The organism is Mesorhizobium sp. M0052 (genome assembly GCF_040323255.1).
GTDB lineage: Bacteria > Pseudomonadota > Alphaproteobacteria > Rhizobiales > Rhizobiaceae > Mesorhizobium.
Genome location: NZ_JAMYUS010000008.1, coordinates 72,861 through 90,720 on the forward strand (window position 1 = coordinate 72,861; position 17,860 = coordinate 90,720).

A 17,860-nucleotide genomic window follows, 5' to 3' on the forward strand; every position below is an offset into this window, starting at 1 on the left:
AGAGACGGATTCAGATTTCAGGTCGATTCGACCTGAAATCATCCGGCTCTAGGCTGCTTTTTTCTTGGTGGCCGCGCGCCAGGCAGCGACGGCTTTTTCGGCGGCTTCGGCCAGCGTGTCGGCAACGATTACCGCCTCGCCGGAATCGGCCAGGATGCGGCGGCCTTCCTCGGCCTTGGTGCCGGAGAGACGGACCACCAGCGGCACGTTGACGCCGACCTCGCGTATCGCCTTGATGATGCCTTCGGCGACCCAGTCGCAGCGGTTGATGCCGGCGAAGATGTTGACCAGGATGGTCTCGACATTCTTGTCGCCGAGCACGGCGCGGAAGGATTTCGCCACCCGCTCCGGCGAGGCGCCGCCACCGATGTCGAGGAAGTTGGCCGGTTCGCCGCCGGCGATCTTGATCATGTCCATGGTCGCCATGGCGAGCCCTGCGCCATTGATGATGCAGCCGATGTTGCCGTCGAGGCCGACATAGGAGAGGCCACGGTCGCTGGCAAAAGTTTCGCGCGGATCTTCCTGGCTTTTGTCGCGCAGCTCGGAGATTTCCGGCCGGCGGAACAACGCGTTCTCGTCGAACGACATTTTGGCGTCGAGCGCGATCAGATTGCCGTCGCGGGTCACCACCAGCGGATTGATCTCCAGCATCGAGGCGTCGTAGTCGCGGAACACCTGATAGCAGGCGAAGATGGTTTCGGTCGCCTTGCCGATCAGATTGTGGTCGAGGCCGAGCCCGAAGGCGATCTCGCGCGCCTGGAAACGCTGCATGCCGACGCCGGGATCGACCGATGTGCGCAGGATGGAGTTCGGTGCCTTCTCGACGATGTCCTCGATCTCCATGCCGCCGGCAGCGGACGCCACGATCATGACGCGCTCTTCCTTGCGGTCGAGCACGAAGCCGACATAGAGCTCCTGCGCGATATCGACGGCTTCCTCGAGATACAGGCGCGAAATCAGCTTGCCGCGCGGGTCGGTCTGCTGTGTCACCAGCTTGCGGCCGAGCATGCCCTCGGCCGCGCTGGAAATCTCCTCGTCATTGGCGCACAGTTTGATGCCGCCGGCCTTGCCGCGGGCGCCGGAATGCACCTGCGCCTTCAGCACCCATTTGGCGCCGCCGATCTCGCGGGCCCTGTAGGTCGCCTGCTCGGGGCTGTAGGCCAGCCCGCCGCGCGGCACATGCACGCCGTGGCGTGCCAGCAGTTCCTTGGCCTGATATTCGTGGATGTCCATTTTGTCCTCCCTGAACAGTCAATGCGTGGCGACGCGCGGCTCGCTAGAGAATTGGCTGGCCCGTTCGATTGCCTCGTTGACCACCAGAACATTGCGCGCCATGCGTTCCGACGCTGCGTCGATCATCTTGCCGTCGAGTGCGGCCGCTCCCTTGCCCTGCGCCTCCGCCTCCTTCAGCACTTCGAGGATGCGCCGGGCGCGGGTGACCTCTTTTTCCGGTGGAGAGAAGACGTCGTTGGCAAGCGCGATCTGCGAGGGGTGGATCGCCCACTTGCCTTCGATGCCCAGCGCCGCCGCGCGCCTGGCGCCAGCGATGTAGCCCTCCGGATCGGAGAAGTCGCCGAACGGCCCGTCAATGGCGCGCAAGCCATAGGCGCGGCAGGCGACGGTCATGCGCGACAGAGCGAAATGCCACTGATCGCCGGGATAGTCGGGGTTGAGGCCGCCAATGTTGACCGTGCGCGCCTTGCAGCTTGCCGCATAGTCGGCGACGCCGAAATGCATGGCTTCCAGCCGGCCGGGTGTCGCGGCAATCGCCTCGACATTGGCCATGCCGAGCGCGGTCTCGATCAGCGCTTCGAGGCCGACGCGGGTCCTGAAACCCTTTGCCATCTCGATCTGGTTGACCATGGCCTCGACCATGTAGAGGTCGGCCGGCACGCCGACCTTCGGCACCAAAATGGTGTCCAGCCGGTCACCGGCCTGCTCCATGACGTCAACCACGTCGCGGTACATGTAGTGCGTGTCGAGGCCGTTGATGCGCACCGAGACGGTCTTGCCCTTGGCGCGCCAGTCGATGTCGTTGAGCGCCTGGATGATGTTCTTGCGGGCGCGTTCCTTGTCGGGCGGGGCGACCGCATCCTCGATGTCGAGGAAGATGAAGTCGGCGGCGCTGTTGGCCGCCTTGTCGATCATTTCCGGGCTGGAGCCTGGAACCGCCAGCTCGCTGCGCTGCAGCCGTAATTTCTTGAGGTGGTTGATGGTGTGGCTCATTGTCGGCTCCTCAGGCGGCTTCGGCGACCGGCACGGCGGCCGAGGCGCGGAAGTGCTGGATGGCGGCGCCGACGCCGGAGCCGGGCGCCAGCCGTACGCCGCAGTCGAGCAGCGCCATTTCGGCGGCCGAGAGCGAGGCCAGCACCATCACCTCGTTCAGCCAGCCGAGATGGCCGATGCGGAAGACCTTGCCGATCACCTTGTTGAGGCCGCCGCCGAGCGCGGTCTGGTATTTCTGGTAGGCGCGCTTGACCACATCGCCGCTGTCGACGCCGTCCGGCACCAGGATGGCGCTGACGGTGTCGGAGTGCCATTTAGGCGTCTTGGCGCAGAGCTTCAGGCCCCAGGCGTCGACCGCCTTGCGCACGCCTTCGGCGAGGCGATGGTGACGGGCGAAGATGTTTTCCAGCCCTTCCTCGGCGATCAGGTCGAGCGAGGCGCGCAGGCCGCGCAGCAGCTGAGTAGCCGGCGTATAAGGGAAATAGCCGGCGTCGTTGGCGCGGATCATATCTTCGAAGGAGAAGAAGCAGCGGCGGTGGGTGGCGCTCCGCGAGGCCACCAGCGCCTTCTTGCTGACGGAGAGGAAACCGAGGCCGGCGGGCAGCATGAAACCCTTCTGCGAGCCGCTGACCGCGCAATCGACGCCCCATTCCTCCTGGCGAAAGTCGATCGAGCCGATCGACGAGACGCCGTCGACGAAGAGCAAAGCAGGGTGGTTGGCGTCATCGAGCGCGGCGCGGCAGCCGGCGACGTCGCTGGTCACGCCGGTCGCGGTCTCGTTTTGGGTGCAGAAGACTGCCTTGATGCGGTGCGCCTTGTCGGCCCTGAGCCGCTCGGCATAGAGCTCGAGCGGCACGCCGGTTCCCCATTCGCAGTCGATGACATCGACCTCGAAGCCGAGCCGTTCGGCCATGTCGACCCACAGATGCGAGAACTGGCCGAAGCGCGACATCAGCACGCGGTCACCGGGGCTGAGCACATTGGTCATCGCCGCTTCCCAGGCGCCGGTGCCGGAGGAGGGATAGATGAAGACGCGGCCGGTCTCGTTCTTGAACACCGTCTTGATGTCTTCGAACAGCGGTAGCGTGAGATCGGGGAAGGATGCTGCACGCATGTCCTCCATCGGCAGGTTCATCGCCTGGCGGACCTGTTCGGGAATGTTGGTCGGTCCGGGAATGAAAAGATGGGTGAAACCGGCCATGTCGCGAACTCCTCCTGATCCAGCAAAGCGGTGATGGGGAGTTTCGTTTCGACGGCTAATGGCAACAACACCTCAAGAGGTAACATCTTGCCGCGCGCGGGTGGGGGTTGCCTACCCGGGTGACCTACCCGCGGCTCATCGCTTTCCTACCCGAACGGCTGCTTCTGGGTACGCCGCTCGCGCGCATAGAGCGCGACGGCCATCGCCCGGTTGCGGACGTCGAGCTTGTCGTAGAGATTCTTGAGGTGATACTTCACCGTGTTCTCGGAAATCCCCGTACGCGTCGCGATCTGCAAATTGGTCCAGCCGTCGGACAGCACGGCCAGCAGTTCGCGCTCGCGCACGGTGAGCAGCGACAAGGGCGTGTCGTTGACCTTATTGATGTCGATGTAGGGGATGCAGATGCGTCCATGCGCGACGGCCAGGATGGTCTCGAAGATGATCGCTGGATCGTCGAACTGGAAGCAGTAGCCCTGGGCGCCGAGGCGCACGCACTGCTTCAGGATGCCGATGTCGTGGTCGTTGGAAAACACCGCGATGCGCACGCCGAGCTTGCGGCTGTGAACCTCGGCCAGCACATCGGCGCCGTCCATGTCGGCAAGCTTCCACCCGATGATTGCGACGTCGAATTCGCCTTCCGCTGCCAACTCAAGAAAATGCCTGCCGCTTTGCACGCAGGCCAGGAGCTCGAAGCGCCCGTCGCAGTCCAGCATGTCGCGCAGCGCCGATATCACGAGCGGATTGCGTTCGGCCACGACCACGCGCACGCGCCGTTCCTCGATTGCTTTCTGCGTCTGCGACCTGATCTTCAAGGGCTTCCGGCTGTTCTGGTTGTCGCCTGGGCGGGTCCGGCCTTTGCCTGAACCTGCATCATGACAATTCTGCCCCAACCGTGCTGGGGTGCTCTTTCCCCAGCGACATGCGCTGTCGCGCCGCCTGAATCCTGGGCGGCGTCATATCCTGATGAAATCGCTCTCGCCCATATGCAGGGCGGGGCGCATTTCGTTTGATATTACCGTGCGTTGCGCGCTAGACCTGACAGGCACCTTTTCCGAAATTCCCATGGCGGGAGCCGCTGGTGGAACGCCAGGACGACCACACGACCGGCGCCAAAGCCGCTGACGATGCCCACGCCGACATCTATGGCGAGGACGGCGCCGTTCTGTCATCATTCCTCGCCCAGATCGGGGCGGCGATCGCCGATCGCGATACGCTGACGCTGAAGCGCGAAGTCGACGACCTGCACCAGTCGGAACTTGGCGATCTGCTCGAGGCCCTGCACCCCGAACAGCGTCGCGCCCTTGTCGAACTGCTCGGCGCCGACTTCGACTTCTCGTCGCTGACCGAGGTCGACGAGGCGATCCGCCGCGATATCGTCGACAATATGCCCAATGAGCAAATTGCCCAGGGCATGCAGGACCTCGATTCCGACGACGCGGTCTACATTCTCGAAGATCTTGAAAAGGAAGACCAGGACGAGATCCTGTCGCAGCTGCCGTTCACCGAGCGGATCAGGCTGCGCCGCTCGCTCGACTACCCGGAAGAGACCGCCGGCCGCCGCATGCAGACCGAGTTCGTCGCCGTGCCGCCGTTCTGGACCATAGGCCAGACCATCGACTACATGCGCGAAGACAAGAACCTGCCCGAGCGGTTCAGCCAGATCTTCGTCATCGATCCAAGCTTCAAGTTGCTCGGCGCCATCGACCTCGACCAGATCCTGCGCACCAAGCGCACGACCAAGGTCGGAGACGTGATGCACGAGACGAGGCACGCCATTCCGGCCACCATGGACCAGGAAGAGGCGGCGCGGGACTTCGAGCAATACGATCTTCTGTCCGCCGCCGTCGTCGACGAGAACGAGCGGCTGGTCGGCGTGCTGACCATCGACGACGTCGTCGACGTCATCCAGCAGGAGGCCGAGGAAGATCTGCTGCGCATGGGCGGCGTCGGCGACGAAGAGTTGTCCGACAGCATTCTTTCGACCTCGCGCTCGCGCGTTCCCTGGCTGCTGGTCAACCTGTTGACGGCGTTCCTGGCGGCGTCGGTGATCGGCCTGTTCGACCGCACCATCGAGCACATCGTGGCACTGGCCGTGCTGATGCCGATCGTGGCCGGCATGGGCGGCAATGCCGGTTCGCAGACCATGACCGTCACGGTACGCGCGCTGGCGACCAGGGATCTCGACATCTACAATGCCGGCCGCATCATCCGCCGCGAAATGGGCGTGGGTTCCATCAACGGCATCATCTTCGCCGTGCTGATCGGCATCGTCGCGGCCGTCTGGTTCCGCGATGCCAATCTGGGCGGCATCATAGCGGCGGCGATGATCATCAACATGTTCGTGGCAGCCCTTGCCGGTATCCTGATCCCGCTATTGCTCGACCGGTTCAAGATCGATCCGGCGGTGGCGTCGGCGGTTTTCGTCACCACCGTCACCGACGTCGTTGGCTTCTTTGCCTTCCTGGGGCTGGCCACCTGGTGGTTCGCTATCCCTTGAGAAAGAGGCGTTGCGGGCTCAATTGACTTTTACGTAAATGTGGTGCGAGGCTTGCGCGGGGTTTCATGCCGAGTCCGGCTTGGAACGGGGTTGATCGGAATGCGTTGGAAATCCCGGGCGACCGGGCGTTTTCCGATGTTCCGACATTTGGAGCAAAGATGCGGGAATATTATTCGATCACCGAACTGACCCGCGAATTCGACGTGTCGACGCGGACGCTGCGCTTCTACGAGGATGAGGGGCTGGTGCAACCGGTCCGGCGGGGCCGCACAAGGCTGTTTCGCCCATCTGACCGGCATCTGATCCGCCAGATCATGCGCGGGAAACGGCTCGGCTTCTCGATCAACGAGATCCGCGAAATCATCCAGATGTATAAGGAACCGCCCGGCGAGGTCGGTCAACTCAAGCTGATGATCAAGCGCATCGAGGAAAAGCGCGAGGATCTCAGGCAGAAGCGCCGCGATCTCGAGGAGACGCTGGCGGAGCTCGACCAGGCTGAGGAGTCTTGCGTCGAGCGGCTGGTGGAGCTGGGGGTTAATACCTGAGCGGACCGTCGAGCGTTTGCGCGCCCGTCGCAAACGTTCGCGATTAGCGGAGGCCTTCCACACTTCGTCATTCTAGGGCGAAGCAGGAGCGAAGCTCCGTCGCGGAGACCCTAGAATCCATTCCGTGACATCGGTCGTGGAGTGCAGCGGTAGCGAATTCTGGACCATAGCAACGCTCTGGAGTCGCGGCATGGATCCTCGGGTCTGTGCTGCGTCGCTACGCTCCTTGCTCCGCTCGTGGATGACGAAGAAACGGATGCGCCAGCTAATCGCCAAGGTATACACCCCTGCCACGCCGCCTCAGATCCAGCGCCTGACCCGCTTCGCATAGTCGCGGTACTTCTTGCCGAATTTGGCGAACAGCACCTTCTCCTCGCTCTCGATGGCGACCTTCTGCGTTGCAAATGCCGCGATCAAAGCCAGCGGCAGGAACCATACGATCCCCGAGACGAAGGCGACGCCGATCAAAAGCAGCGTGTTGGCCAGATACATCGGGTTGCGCGTCACGCCGAACGGGCCGGACGTCACCAGATGATCCGGCGCGCCATTGGGGTTCATCGTCGTTTTGGCCCCGATCATGGTGCGGATAGCGGTGAACCAGAGGGCTGCGACGGCAAACAGCACCACAAAGCCGGCGGCAAACAAAAGGTCGCCCAAGAGGTCGCCGATCCAGGGCAGGGGATAGAACAGGCCGAGCGCGATGCTGATGGCAATGGCGGCGATGTAGATCAGCGGCGGCCATGGGATCAGCCGTGGTCTCGGTAGATCGGGTTTTGCCAGCCCGGGTTTTGTGAGCTTGTCGGTCATTGTTGCCCTCCCTGCGTCATCGGACTCTCCTCCGTCCTTGCGGTGCAGATGCCGGCGAGTTCACCGAGATGCGCTTTGAACTCCGGGGTCTGGTCGCCATTGTAGAGCCGGTCGAATGCCGCTTCGCTTTGCAGCGTGTCCAGCATGCACACACAATAGCTGGTGCAGAACTCCGTGTCGCGCTGCTGTTCGCAGGATACCTGGCATTCCTTGAGGAAGATCACTTCCCTTGTTTCGACGGGCGCCGGCGCAATCTGCGAGAACAGCCAGACGCAGCCGAACAGCAGCGGCTGGTGAATCAGGTAGAAAGCCAGGCTGTGGCGGCCGATGAAGGTGAGCGGCCTGGTCCAGCTTCCCGATCCCAGCGTGGCCAGCCGCGCCAGCAGGCCGGTGGTGGACGCAAACTTTGCCGCGGCGATGCCGAGAAGCACGGCGCCGAACCAGGGAAACAGCGGCACGTAATCGTTGGAGCGCGGGTTGATCGCCGACAGGCCGACCCACCACAGCGCCGGATGATCGAAGGCTTCGGATCGGAAATAGATCGGCCCGGCGATCACCACCGCCGCCACGACAAGCGTCAGCAAGGACGGCAGCCGCAAGAACAAAAGGCCGAGCAGGCTGGCCAGCGCGATCTGATGCAGGATGCCGAAGAAGATGAAGCTGTCCGGCGTGATGAAGTACGTGACCGCCGATATGGCGGCGGCCGCGACGGCGACCATGGCAAAACGTTTCCAGAAGCCGGTCCAGCGGATCTGCCTGCCATGAGCGAGAAACAGGCTGACGCCGACCAGGAACAGGAAGGTCGAGGCGATGCAGCGCGCATAGATCTTCCACCAGCCGACGGCGGTGAGGCCGGGGTCGGTGTAGTGGAAATTTTCGAGATCCCAGGTGAAGTGGTAGCTCGCCATGGCGATCAGCGCGATACCGCGTACGACATCGATGGCGACGATACGCTTCGGTTGATCTCGCTTCAGTTGATCTCCAGGGGGTGCGGTATGGATGCTCATGGTCTCGCGATCTGATTCAGCCCCAAAGACGACTATCACGGTTGCACCGGACAAAAGAAGGCCGCCCTCTACGCTCCGGGTCGCGCCGTGCGGCTGCATCGGGCGGCGCTTTAGGCCAGAGCCGGAAAGCCTTTGGCCGAATTCGCTTTTTGCCAGGAAGGGGTCGGTTTCCTGTTACCGGCGGAGGAAGCGCCAGCGCAGATTTGGGCTGCGAGCCTGATTTGGGGATCAAATGTCCACCCATGTGCGCCATCCGATCTGGCTGCCAGCCCTGCGTCCGGCGGATGCGCGCACCTTTGCCTCGCTCTATGCGGTCGAATCCTTCGCCCGTGCCACGGTGTCGAGCGTCATCCCGATCCAGGCTTATGAGATTCTGCACAACGAGCAGATCGTCTCGATCCTCTACACCATCGTGGCGCTGCTCGGCCTGTCGGTGACCTTGTTCATGCCGATGCTGATCCGCAGGTTTGACCGGTGCTGGGTCTATACCGCCGGCGCCTGCCTGCTGGCGATGGGCTCGCTGTTCTTCGTCACCCACACGCTTGCCGGGCAACTGGCAGGCATGCTGTGCCGCGTGATGGGGGCGAGCGCCCTGTCGATCACGCTCAACCTCTACATCATGGACCACATCCGCAAGACCGATTTCATGCAGGCCGAATCGCTGCGCATGGCGTGGTCGATGCTGGCCTGGACCGGCGGGCCGACACTCGGCATCTTCCTCTACACACGCTACGGCATCTATGCCGCGCATGGCGCGGTCGCGGTGTTTGCGTTGGCCTTGCTGGCGCTGTTCTGGACCTACAGGCTGGGCGACAACCGGTCGATCCGGCCGGGCAAGACACGGCCGGCCAATCCGCTGGCCAATATCGGCCGCTTCGTAGCACAACCCAGGCTCAGGCTGGCCTGGCTGATCGCCTTCGGCCGCTCCTGCTTCTGGACGACGTTCTTCGTCTACGGGCCGCTGTTCATGGTGATTACCGGCGAGGGCAAGCTTGCCGGCGGCCTGCTGGTTTCGGCCGGCAATGCGCTGTTGTTCATGGCGATCTTCTGGGGCAAAGCGGGAAAACGCTTCGGCGGCCGGCGCACCATGACCTTCGCCTATTTCGCGATGTCGGCGACGCTGCTTGCGGCGGGCGCGGTCGGCACTACCGCGCCGCTGCTTACGGGCTTTTTCCTGCTCTGCGGCGCCTTCTTCACCATCGCGCTCGATGCACTGGGCTCGACCGCCTTCATGCGCTCGGTGCGGTCCTATGAGCGGGCGCAGATGGCCGCGGTCTACCGCACCTATCTCGACTTTTCCGAGCTGACGCCGCCGCTGGTCTATTCGGTGGTGCTGGCGTTTTTCGGCCTCGGCTCGGTGTTCGTGACGCTGGGCATTCTGGCCGCTGTTTGCGGCTTTATCACCTGGCGCTATCTGCCGAAGTCGCTTTAGTCGCCGATCAGGCGGTTGCCTCAAGCGCTGCATGCCGCTCGCGCACCCAGTTGTGGAAGCGGTGCAGATCGTACTCCTCCGGCATCAGCACGCCGGCCGCGTGACGCATGGAGCGCAGGCCTTTCTGGTTGATCTCGCAGATCGCGGCATCCTCCTCCAGCACCTGGGTGCCGAAGGCGACGACATTGTCGATGTCCGTCTCAGCCAGCGCCTCGGGCGCGAACAGCCATTCGGCGGTGAGTTCGGTCTGTTCGGGACCGAGCGGCATCAGTCGCACCGTCCTGACATAATCGACATGGCCGACGATGAACATCGAGGGCAGGCTGGTGGCATAGGTCTGTCCGGCCGCACGCTCGGCTGGCGTCAGGCCCGGGAAGACCGGGCCATGGGCATGTCCGTCGCGCGACCAGGTCTCGGCGCCGGCGCGCAGGCCACCCGAAAACTCCGGTGCGTCATTGTCGGCATGGCGGACCCAGTCGGGGTCGTCGTGCCGGCTCATCAGGCCGCGGCCGTATATCGGCACCAGCCGAGACAGGTCCTTGTGGACGCCTGGGCAATGCAGGCACTCGTTGAAGTTCTCCCAGAAGATTTTCCAGTTGCAGTTCATCACCTTGCGCAGGACATGGCCTGATACCAGCGTTTCCAGCGGCCAGTTGGCGAGGTCGCCGGATGCGGGATCGAAGGAGGTCTCGGCGGAGCCGGCCGTCGCCTGCTGAAGGTTCACAAAGACAAAGCCGCGCCACACCGACAGCGCCACCCGGTAGAGCGGATGATCTGCCTTGTCGAAACCATCTGGCAGCGATTTCGAGGGAACGCGCACGAGATCGCCGCGCAGCGAGTAGGACCAGGCATGGTAGGGGCAAGTGATGAGCCGCGCTTTCAGCCGGCCCTCGCTTTCCTGGCAAAGCTGCGAGCCGCGATGCCGGCAGGTGTTGTGGAAGGCGCGCAACTCGCCGGTGTCGTCGCGCAGCACGACGATTTCCTGCGTGCCGGCGCGGAATGTCCTGAATGCCAAAGGCTGGGCAAGATCGGCCTCGCGGCAGACGAGCAGCCAGCTTTTGTACCAGATGGCCTCGAGATCGCGCTGGTAAGCCTCGCTATCCCAATAGGCCGATGACGGTAGCGTCGGTTCGGCCCGGCTCAGGCCGTTATAGGGGTCGCGCTCGCTCGGGTTGGGATGCATGGCTGGCTTCCTATGAAGCGTCAGCCGACACCCCGGCAAATCGTTTGTCAATCAGAGTGCCGCATTGCCGGTTGCAGGCGCGGCGCATAATCATGTCGTGGACATGGGACATTCGGAATTGGGGGGATTCGGACGTGGCCGCACGACAGATGTCGCTTACGCCGGAGCTGGTCGCGCGCTGCTGGCGCGAGATCAGGGACCCCGGGCCTGATCCGGACGCGATGCATCTCGATGAAGCCGACTATGACGCGCTTCTGGATGAATTGCAGGTCGAACTCCCGGATAGCGAACCGCTATGGCTGTTCGGCTATGGATCGCTGATCTGGAAACCGGAAATAGATTATGTCGAGGACCGCGTTGCGCTGGCGCGCGGCTGGCATCGGTCCTTTTGCATGAACATGACGCGCTGGCGCGGCACCAAGGTCAGCCCCGGCCTGATGATGGCGCTGGACCGTGGCGGACAATGCAAGGGCGTCGCCTTTCGGCTGACCGACAATAACCGGCGCGAGCAGTTGGGCCGGCTTTTCCGGCGCGAAGTCACGCTGAAGCCGACAAGCTACCGGCCGCGCATGCTGAAGCTTGCAAGCGAGGCCGGACCGCTCAGGGCATTGGCCTTCGTGATCAACCGCAACGGCCTGACCTATTCCGGCCCGCTCGACGAAGGCAAGATCGTCGAAAGGCTGGCCACGTCCTGCGGGCACTGGGGATCGGGCGCCGACTATCTCTACAACACGGTGAAAAACCTTGAAGAGCGCGGCATTCACGATCGCCATCTGTGGCGGCTGCAGCGGCTGGTTGCCGAGCGGATCACCGCGTTGAACCCGTAACGCCGCATGGCGCATTCGCGCTGTTGGCCGGCGGAATTTGGTTTGCCGGATGCGGCCGTTTCAGCCTATAGTCATGCATGTCGTCGGTTCCGTTAGGGACCAAGAGGGAATGCGGTGAGGGCTGACTTGTTGCCCAATGCCGTGGCTGCCCCCGCAACTGTGTGCGGTAGTCCTCTCCAAGCCACTGAGGATTTTTCCTCGGGAAGGTGGGGAAGGGCGCTGATCCGCGAGCCAGGAGACCTGCCGGCGACAGGGAACTGACTTCGATGCCCTCGGGTGGAGGGCGAAAGGACAAGATATGAATACCGCTTCCGTCTCCCTCGGCGCATCCGTCTCCTCGCAGTCGCGCTTCATGCAGCTCGTGCTTAGCGCGTTTCTGGGCATTTTCGTCGTCGGCGTTGTCGGTTTCTCGCATATCGATGCGGTCCACAATGCGGCGCACGACTATCGCCATTCGATGGCGTTTCCCTGCCACTGACGAGGATCTGACATCATGAACCTGTTTCGCAACGTCGTGTTCATCGCGGCGATCGCAGGGCTCGTGGCGGGTGTCGCTCTCGCCTGCATGCAGGCCTACGCCACCGTGCCGCTGATCCTCAAGGCGGAGGTCTACGAAAAGGCTGGTGGCGGCCATGAGCATCAGCATGCCGCGGCGCCCGCCGCCAACGCTGCGGACACCGATGCCATGAGCACCGCCGCGCCGGCGGAAAATGCGGTGAGCAGCGCAGCACCGGCTGAAGCAGCCGCGCCGGCGGAGGACGAAGGCTGGGCGCCGGCCGACGGCTTCGAGCGTTTCGCCTTCAGTGTCGTCGCCAATATCGTCACCGGCATCGGCTTCGCGCTGGTCCTGGTGGCGGTTTCCGAGTTCGCCGGCGGCATCGGCAGCTGGCGCCAGGGCGTGTTCTGGGGCTTGGCCGGCTTTGCCGTGTTCACGCTGGCGCCGGGCCTCGGCCTGCCGCCGGAACTGCCGGCAATGCCGGCGGCCGATCTCATACAGCGCCAGATCTGGTGGTGGGCAACGGTGATGGCAACCGCGATCGGTCTTGCCCTTATCACCTTCCGCACGTCGGCGCCCCTGACCGTGCTCGCCGTCGTCCTGATCGTCGCCCCGCATATTGTCGGCGCGCCGCAGCCTGACAGTTTCGTAACGCCGATCCCGGAGGGCCTGCATCATCAGTTCGTGGTGGCGGTGACGCTGACCAATCTGGTGTTCTGGCTGGTGCTCGGCGCAGTTGTCGGCATAGTGCGCGCGCGCTTCACCGGCACCGCGACCAGCCTGCGCGACAGCTTTGCCTGATCGCAGTTTGACCTTCATCATCGGCGGTGCGCGCTCCGGCAAGAGCGCGCATGCCGAAACTTTGGCAACGGCGTTGCCGCCCCCATGGGCCTATATCGCCACCGCGCAAGCCTATGACGGCGAAATGCGCGAGCGCATCGCGCAGCACCGCTCGCGCCGCGGCGAGGGATGGGCGACCATCGATGCCCCGCTTGATCTTGCCGGTGCGCTCGAGGCATTGCCGGACAACCAGCCGGTGCTTGTCGACTGCCTGACGCTTTGGCTAACCAATCATATGCTGGCCGATCATGATCTGGAGGGGGAGTGCCGGCGGCTGGCCGATGTGCTTTCGCGGCCGCGCGGACCGTGGTTCGTGGTCTCCAACGAAGTCGGACAAGGCATCGTGCCCGACAATGCGCTGGCACGCCGGTTCCGCGATGCCGCCGGCCGGCTCAACCAGCAGATCGCGGTCGTAGCTGATATGGTGCTTCTGATGGTGGCGGGGCTGCCGCTCAAGGTGAAATGAGATGACCGATATCGACACAAAAGACGAAGAGCGCCATCGCGCCAAGATGGCCAAGCGCAAGGCGGTGCAGGACGCCGAGGTCGCGGAAAAGACGGTCGAGAAGGGGCTGCTGATCGTCAACACCGGACCCGGCAAGGGCAAGACCACGGCTGCCTTCGGGCTGGCGCTGCGCATGCTCGGCTATGGCAAGCGCGTCGGAATGGTCCAGTTCATCAAGGGCAAATGGCACACCGGCGAGAAGGATGCCTTCGCGGCGTTTGGCGACCGCGTCGTCTGGCACACGATGGGCGAGGGTTTCACCTGGGAGACGCAGGATCTGAAGCGCGACATTAAGGCGGCCGAAGCCGCCTGGGCCAAGGCGCTGGAACTGATCGCCGATCCCTCGATCAGCCTCGTCGTCCTCGATGAGCTCAACATTGCGCTGCGCTACGACTATCTCGATCTCGACAAGGTGGTCGCGGCGCTGAAGGCGCGGCGCGAAGGCCTGCATGTCGTCGTCACCGGCCGCAATGCCAAGCCGGCGCTGGTCGAGGCGGCCGACCTCGTCACCGAGATGGGCGTGACCAAACACCATTTTTCCGCAGGCGTTAAGGCGCAGCAGGGAATCGAGTTTTGAGGGTCTAACTTCGGGAGATGACCGTTGGAACAAGCGGTAATTGTCTATCTTCTTCTGAGCGGCGGTCAGTTCGGGGCGCCGGAAGAGCGGCAATCGGTCCAAGTTCTGGAGGATCGGTTGGAACAAGCTGTTTCGAATGCGCATGTCGGCGAATTTGATGGCGACGAGTTTGGCGAGGGCAAATGCACCCTCTATCTGTACGGGCCAGACGCCGAGAAGCTTTTCCTTGTGATTGAGCCTGTGCTGAAATCCTCGGCAGTGGCCGCCGGCGGTTACGCGATCAAAAGATTTGGCGCGGCGGTGGATTCAAACGCCAAGGAAGTCCGTGTCTCTTGGTGAGTCAGGCGGCGCATCTACTGCGAGATCAAAACATCCAGGTAGATGACGACCGCGGAGAGCAATCCAAACAGCGCGATCAGCAGATAGTCTGCTATCTGGTAAAGTTTCAGCGCCCGCCGGATGTCGGTGCTGTCGGCCTCGCGGCGGCCGCCTTCGCCCATATAGGCGTCCTCGATGATGACGCCGCCATAGCTGCGCGGGCCGGCGAGCGACAGGCCGAGTGCGCCGGCCATTGCCGCTTCCGGCCAGCCGGCATTGGACGAGCGGTGCTTTTTGGCGTCGCGCCGCACTGCTTGCCAGGCGTTGCGGGGATCGGCGCCGTCAACGAGAAAGGCGGCGGCAACGATCAGCAACGCGGTCAGCCGGGACGCCGGCAGGTTGATCCAGTCGTCGAAGAGTGCTGCCGCGCGGCCGAAGGCCTCGTGGTGCGGGGTGCGGTGGCCGATCATCGAATCGGCGGTGTTGGCGGCCTTGTAGGCCACGCCGCCGGCCAGACCGCAGACACCTGTCCAGAAGGCGGGCGCAACGATGCCGTCGGAGAAATTCTCGGCCAGGCTTTCGATGGCGGCGCGGCTGACGCCGGCATGGTCGAGCTTCTCTGGATCGCGACCGACGATGCGCGCAACCGCAATGCGGCCGAGCGCCAGCCCGCCGGTATCCAGCGAATCGGCCACCGCCTCGACATGTTCGGTAAGGCTCTTTTGCGACAGCAGCGACGAGGCCAGGATTGCCGTGATGATCATGCCGGCAGGAAAGACCTGCCAGAGCAGGATTTGCACGATGAAGGCGATTGCCGCCGGCACCAGCACGATCACCAGCAGCGCCTGCACGCCGCGGCGGCGACGCAGCGCGTCGGAATCAGTGTCGCGGTTGAGCCTGAGGTCGAGAAAGGCTATCAGCCTGCCGAACCAGGTGACGGGATGGCCGACGGCACGGAACAGCCAGTCCGGGTAACCCAGGATGCGTTCGATGGCCAGCGACAGGAAAGCGATCAGGATCGACATGAAGCTTTCTGATGGAGCGATTACTGTGGTGGATCACGGTGGATCCCTTGGCCGGGCGAAGGCGCTCTTCCCTCACGCGCCACAACCTTTCGTCGATCTCTCGACAGGTATCAATCCGCACTCCTACCCGCTTTTCGAGCTGCCCGCCACCGCCCTGTCACGATTGCCGGAGGCCGCGCGCCTGTGTGAGCTGGCCAGGGTCGCGGCCGGCGCCTATGGCGCGCCTTCGGCCGAGAATGTGGCGGTCGCCCCGGGCACGCAGATCCTGCTGCCGCGCGTCGCCTCGCTGGTCAGCCCCGGCAAGGCGCTGGTGCTCGGGCCGACCTATGCCGAGCATGCCAGGGCCGCCGCGATTGCCGGCCATGCGGTGGCGGAGGTCGACGATTTCGAGGCGCTTGCGGGAGCCGAAATTGCCATCGTCGTCAATCCCAACAATCCCGACGGGCGCGTCGTGTCGCGGGAGAGGCTGCTTCGGCTTGCCGAGACATTGCGCGCCATAGGCGGTCTGCTGGTCGTCGACGAAGCCTTCATGGATGTCGGCCCGCACGCGGAAAGCCTGGCCGGCGATGTCGGGCGGGGCGGCATCGTCGTGCTGCGCTCGTTTGGCAAGTTCTTCGGTCTCGCCGGCCTGCGGCTCGGCTTCGCACTTTCCGATGCGGTGACGGTCGAAAGGCTTGAAACGCAATTCGGCCCTTGGGCGGTCGCCGGCCCAGCGCTCGAATACGGCATCCGCGCGCTTGCCGACAGCGGCTGGCAGGCCGACATGCGGCGGCGGCTGGCGCAGGATGCGGCGCGGCTCGATGCGCTGCTTTCGCGCTTTGGCGTTGCTGTCGCCGGCGGCACGACGCTGTTTCGCTATCTCCGGCTTGCCGATGCACCGGGGCTGTTTTCGACGCTCGGTGAGCGCGGCATATTGCTCAGGCATTTTTCCGAGCGTCCCCAGGTGCTCCGCGCGGGGCTGCCTGGAAGTCAGGAGGAATGGCAGCGGCTCGAATCGGCGCTTGCCGACTGGCACGCACGGCGCGACGATGGGTCGAAGGAGATCGCGCCATGATCCATATCTGTTCGCTGGCAAAGCTTGAGGAGACGGTGGCCAAAAGCGGCGCCGAGCGCGTGCTGTCGCTGCTCGCTGCCGGCACCGAGGTGACGCGGCCGGCCTCAATCGTGAGGGAAAACCACCTGCATCTGGTCATGCACGACATCGCGGTGGCGCAGGACGGCATGACCATGCCCGGCGAAGGCCATGTGCGCAATCTGCTCGATTTCGCCCGGAAATGGGACCGCGCCAAACCCATGGTCGTCCATTGCTATGCCGGCATCAGCCGCTCGACCGCCTCGGCCTATATCATTGCGGCGGCGCTCGCCCCGAAGCGCGACGAAGTCGAACTTGCGCAGACATTGCGGAAGCTTTCGCCCTCGGCGACACCCAATCCACGGTTGATCGCCGTCGCGGATGCTCTTCTCTCACGACAAGGCCGCATGATCGAAGCGATCGAGGCGATCGGACGCGGCGCCGATGCTTTTGAGGGTACGCCTTTCGTGTTGAAGATCGACGGCTAAGGCGGCCCGCTATGCCAGCCAGTCGGCAAGCTTCGCCTTGCGCACATCCTTCAACAGGGTGATGAAGCCGTCGGCCTGATGCTCCGCCGTCAGTCGGCCTTTCTCGGCCGTGGCAATGCTGGCATCGCCGACCACGCCGTTGGGGTTGAGATCCCCAGCGATCCAGGCGAAAGCGTGCGTTCCGGTGTGGCGCAGCAGCGCAAATTCGGTTTCGGCGCGGGCGACCTTGGAGGCGAAATTGTCGGCCTTGGCCATGTCGACTAACTCCGGGCGAAAATGCAGCATCAACGAGGTCTCGACGTCGCCGCCATGGATGCCATGGCGGTCTTCCAGCTCGGTGTACATGCCGGCGGGGCGGCCGAAGCGCTGCCAGCTGGTCTTCACCGCCAGCATCCTCTCACGCACGCGCAGCTCGCGCGTGACGATGCCCATGATCTCTTCATTGCCGCCATGCGAGTTGACGACGATCAGTTTCCTTACGCCTGCGCGGGCAACGGACAGGCCAAGCTCGGTCCAGGCATCGACCAGGGTGGCCGCCGGCAGGGTGAGCGTGCCCGGCGCCTGCAGATGCTCGTTCGACTTGCCGACCGTTTGGACCGGCAGGATGCGGATGTCGAGATCGCCGGGCAGGCGGGCGATGACCGTCTCCAGCATGCCGTTCATGATCGAGGTATCGGTTGATACAGGCAGATGCGGGCCGTGCTGCTCGATCGCCGCCACCGGCAGCACGGCAATCGTCGCCTCCGGATCGATCGCGGCGTATTCGGTGGTCCGGTAGTCGCCCCACCAAACGCGTCTGTTTGCAACGGTCATG

The 17,860-nt window shown here is 63.8% G+C and carries 20 protein-coding genes and 1 riboswitch; of the genes, 11 read left to right on the plus strand and 9 right to left on the minus strand.

Features of this window, described 5'->3' with window-relative positions; translation table 11 throughout:
- Positions 1-48: 48 nt before the first annotated feature.
- The 4 genes from NKJ77_RS12765 to NKJ77_RS12780 all read right to left on the minus strand — a co-directional run bounded on the left by NKJ77_RS12765 (position 49) and on the right by NKJ77_RS12780 (position 4,239).
- A complete protein-coding gene (locus tag NKJ77_RS12765; protein WP_023712720.1) occupies positions 49-1,233 on the minus strand; it encodes a malate--CoA ligase subunit beta in 1,185 nt (394 codons plus the stop codon).
- Positions 1,234-1,251: 18 nt separating this feature from the next.
- Complete coding sequence (locus tag NKJ77_RS12770) at positions 1,252-2,226, minus strand: HpcH/HpaI aldolase/citrate lyase family protein (RefSeq protein WP_023670793.1); 975 nt, start codon at positions 2,224-2,226, stop codon at positions 1,252-1,254.
- Between the two features lie 10 nt (positions 2,227-2,236).
- A complete protein-coding gene (locus tag NKJ77_RS12775) occupies positions 2,237-3,427 on the minus strand; it encodes an aminotransferase class V-fold PLP-dependent enzyme (protein WP_023731220.1) in 1,191 nt (396 codons plus the stop codon).
- A gap of 146 nt (positions 3,428-3,573) precedes the next feature.
- The gene (locus NKJ77_RS12780) at positions 3,574-4,239 is read right to left on the minus strand and encodes a response regulator transcription factor (RefSeq protein ID WP_023670791.1); all 666 of its coding nucleotides are present in this window, start codon (positions 4,237-4,239) and stop codon (positions 3,574-3,576) included.
- Positions 4,240-4,505: 266 nt separating this feature from the next.
- Between NKJ77_RS12780 and mgtE the strand changes: the two genes are divergently transcribed.
- Positions 4,506-5,924 carry a magnesium transporter gene (gene mgtE, locus NKJ77_RS12785; RefSeq protein ID WP_023670790.1) on the plus strand — a complete coding sequence of 473 codons (1,419 nt, stop codon included), beginning with the start codon at positions 4,506-4,508 and terminating at the stop codon, positions 5,922-5,924.
- A gap of 158 nt (positions 5,925-6,082) precedes the next feature.
- Positions 6,083-6,469: a MerR family transcriptional regulator gene (locus NKJ77_RS12790; protein WP_006203215.1), complete on the plus strand. Its 387-nt coding sequence runs from the start codon at positions 6,083-6,085 to the stop codon at positions 6,467-6,469.
- Between the two features lie 300 nt (positions 6,470-6,769).
- Here NKJ77_RS12790 and NKJ77_RS12795 read toward each other — a convergent pair whose 3' ends face one another.
- Both NKJ77_RS12795 and NKJ77_RS12800 read right to left on the minus strand, forming a co-directional pair.
- Entirely contained in the window at positions 6,770-7,276 is a 507-nt protein-coding gene (locus tag NKJ77_RS12795) for a methyltransferase family protein (protein WP_352535288.1), read from the minus strand.
- Complete coding sequence (locus NKJ77_RS12800; RefSeq protein WP_352535289.1) at positions 7,273-8,283, minus strand: acetyltransferase domain-containing protein; 1,011 nt, start codon at positions 8,281-8,283, stop codon at positions 7,273-7,275. Before NKJ77_RS12800 ends, NKJ77_RS12795 begins: the two co-directional genes overlap by 4 nt.
- A 232-nt stretch (positions 8,284-8,515) precedes the next feature.
- Between NKJ77_RS12800 and NKJ77_RS12805 the strand changes: the two genes are divergently transcribed.
- A complete protein-coding gene (locus NKJ77_RS12805) occupies positions 8,516-9,715 on the plus strand; it encodes an MFS transporter (RefSeq protein ID WP_352535290.1) in 1,200 nt (399 codons plus the stop codon).
- Positions 9,716-9,722: 7 nt separating this feature from the next.
- Here NKJ77_RS12805 and NKJ77_RS12810 read toward each other — a convergent pair whose 3' ends face one another.
- Entirely contained in the window at positions 9,723-10,898 is a 1,176-nt protein-coding gene (locus NKJ77_RS12810) for an aromatic ring-hydroxylating oxygenase subunit alpha (RefSeq protein ID WP_352535291.1), read from the minus strand.
- 134 nt (positions 10,899-11,032) lie between these two features.
- Here NKJ77_RS12810 and NKJ77_RS12815 point away from each other — a divergent pair, with 134 nt between their 5' ends.
- The 6 genes from NKJ77_RS12815 to NKJ77_RS12840 all read left to right on the plus strand — a co-directional run bounded on the left by NKJ77_RS12815 (position 11,033) and on the right by NKJ77_RS12840 (position 14,482).
- Complete coding sequence (locus tag NKJ77_RS12815; protein ID WP_031199063.1) at positions 11,033-11,725, plus strand: gamma-glutamylcyclotransferase; 693 nt, start codon at positions 11,033-11,035, stop codon at positions 11,723-11,725.
- 67 nt (positions 11,726-11,792) lie between these two features.
- A riboswitch (cobalamin riboswitch) is annotated at positions 11,793-11,987 on the plus strand.
- Positions 11,988-12,023: 36 nt separating this feature from the next.
- Positions 12,024-12,203 (plus strand): CbtB domain-containing protein, encoded by a 180-nt coding sequence (locus tag NKJ77_RS12820; RefSeq protein WP_023670784.1) that lies wholly within the window; start codon positions 12,024-12,026, stop codon positions 12,201-12,203.
- 15 nt (positions 12,204-12,218) lie between these two features.
- Positions 12,219-13,022 (plus strand): CbtA family protein, encoded by an 804-nt coding sequence (locus NKJ77_RS12825; protein WP_352535292.1) that lies wholly within the window; start codon positions 12,219-12,221, stop codon positions 13,020-13,022.
- A complete protein-coding gene (gene cobU, locus NKJ77_RS12830) occupies positions 13,015-13,527 on the plus strand; it encodes a bifunctional adenosylcobinamide kinase/adenosylcobinamide-phosphate guanylyltransferase (RefSeq protein ID WP_023731213.1) in 513 nt (170 codons plus the stop codon). The genes NKJ77_RS12825 and cobU overlap by 8 nt, the downstream gene beginning before the upstream one ends.
- A gap of 1 nt (position 13,528) precedes the next feature.
- Positions 13,529-14,143, plus strand: coding sequence for a cob(I)yrinic acid a,c-diamide adenosyltransferase (gene cobO, locus NKJ77_RS12835; RefSeq protein WP_023829408.1), 615 nt, complete (start codon positions 13,529-13,531; stop codon positions 14,141-14,143).
- Positions 14,144-14,167: 24 nt separating this feature from the next.
- The gene (locus NKJ77_RS12840) at positions 14,168-14,482 is read left to right on the plus strand and encodes a hypothetical protein (RefSeq protein WP_023670780.1); all 315 of its coding nucleotides are present in this window, start codon (positions 14,168-14,170) and stop codon (positions 14,480-14,482) included.
- A gap of 14 nt (positions 14,483-14,496) precedes the next feature.
- On the opposite strand, the gene cbiB is transcribed toward NKJ77_RS12840, so the two are convergent.
- Positions 14,497-15,486: an adenosylcobinamide-phosphate synthase CbiB gene (gene cbiB / locus NKJ77_RS12845; RefSeq protein ID WP_352535293.1), complete on the minus strand. Its 990-nt coding sequence runs from the start codon at positions 15,484-15,486 to the stop codon at positions 14,497-14,499.
- Here cbiB and cobD point away from each other — a divergent pair.
- Together cobD and NKJ77_RS12855 are read left to right on the plus strand one after the other, a co-directional pair.
- Positions 15,485-16,540 carry a threonine-phosphate decarboxylase CobD gene (gene cobD / locus NKJ77_RS12850; protein WP_023753455.1) on the plus strand — a complete coding sequence of 352 codons (1,056 nt, stop codon included), beginning with the start codon at positions 15,485-15,487 and terminating at the stop codon, positions 16,538-16,540. The two genes, cbiB and cobD, sit on opposite strands and share 2 nt — an antisense overlap.
- On the plus strand, positions 16,537-17,046 hold the full coding sequence (locus NKJ77_RS12855) for a tyrosine phosphatase family protein (RefSeq protein WP_023753454.1): 510 nt from the start codon (positions 16,537-16,539) through the stop codon (positions 17,044-17,046). Before cobD ends, NKJ77_RS12855 begins: the two co-directional genes overlap by 4 nt.
- Positions 17,047-17,055: 9 nt before the next feature.
- On the opposite strand, the gene NKJ77_RS12860 is transcribed toward NKJ77_RS12855, so the two are convergent.
- Positions 17,056-17,859 carry a creatininase family protein gene (locus tag NKJ77_RS12860; protein ID WP_023670776.1) on the minus strand — a complete coding sequence of 268 codons (804 nt, stop codon included), beginning with the start codon at positions 17,857-17,859 and terminating at the stop codon, positions 17,056-17,058.
- Position 17,860 lies beyond the last annotated feature (1 nt).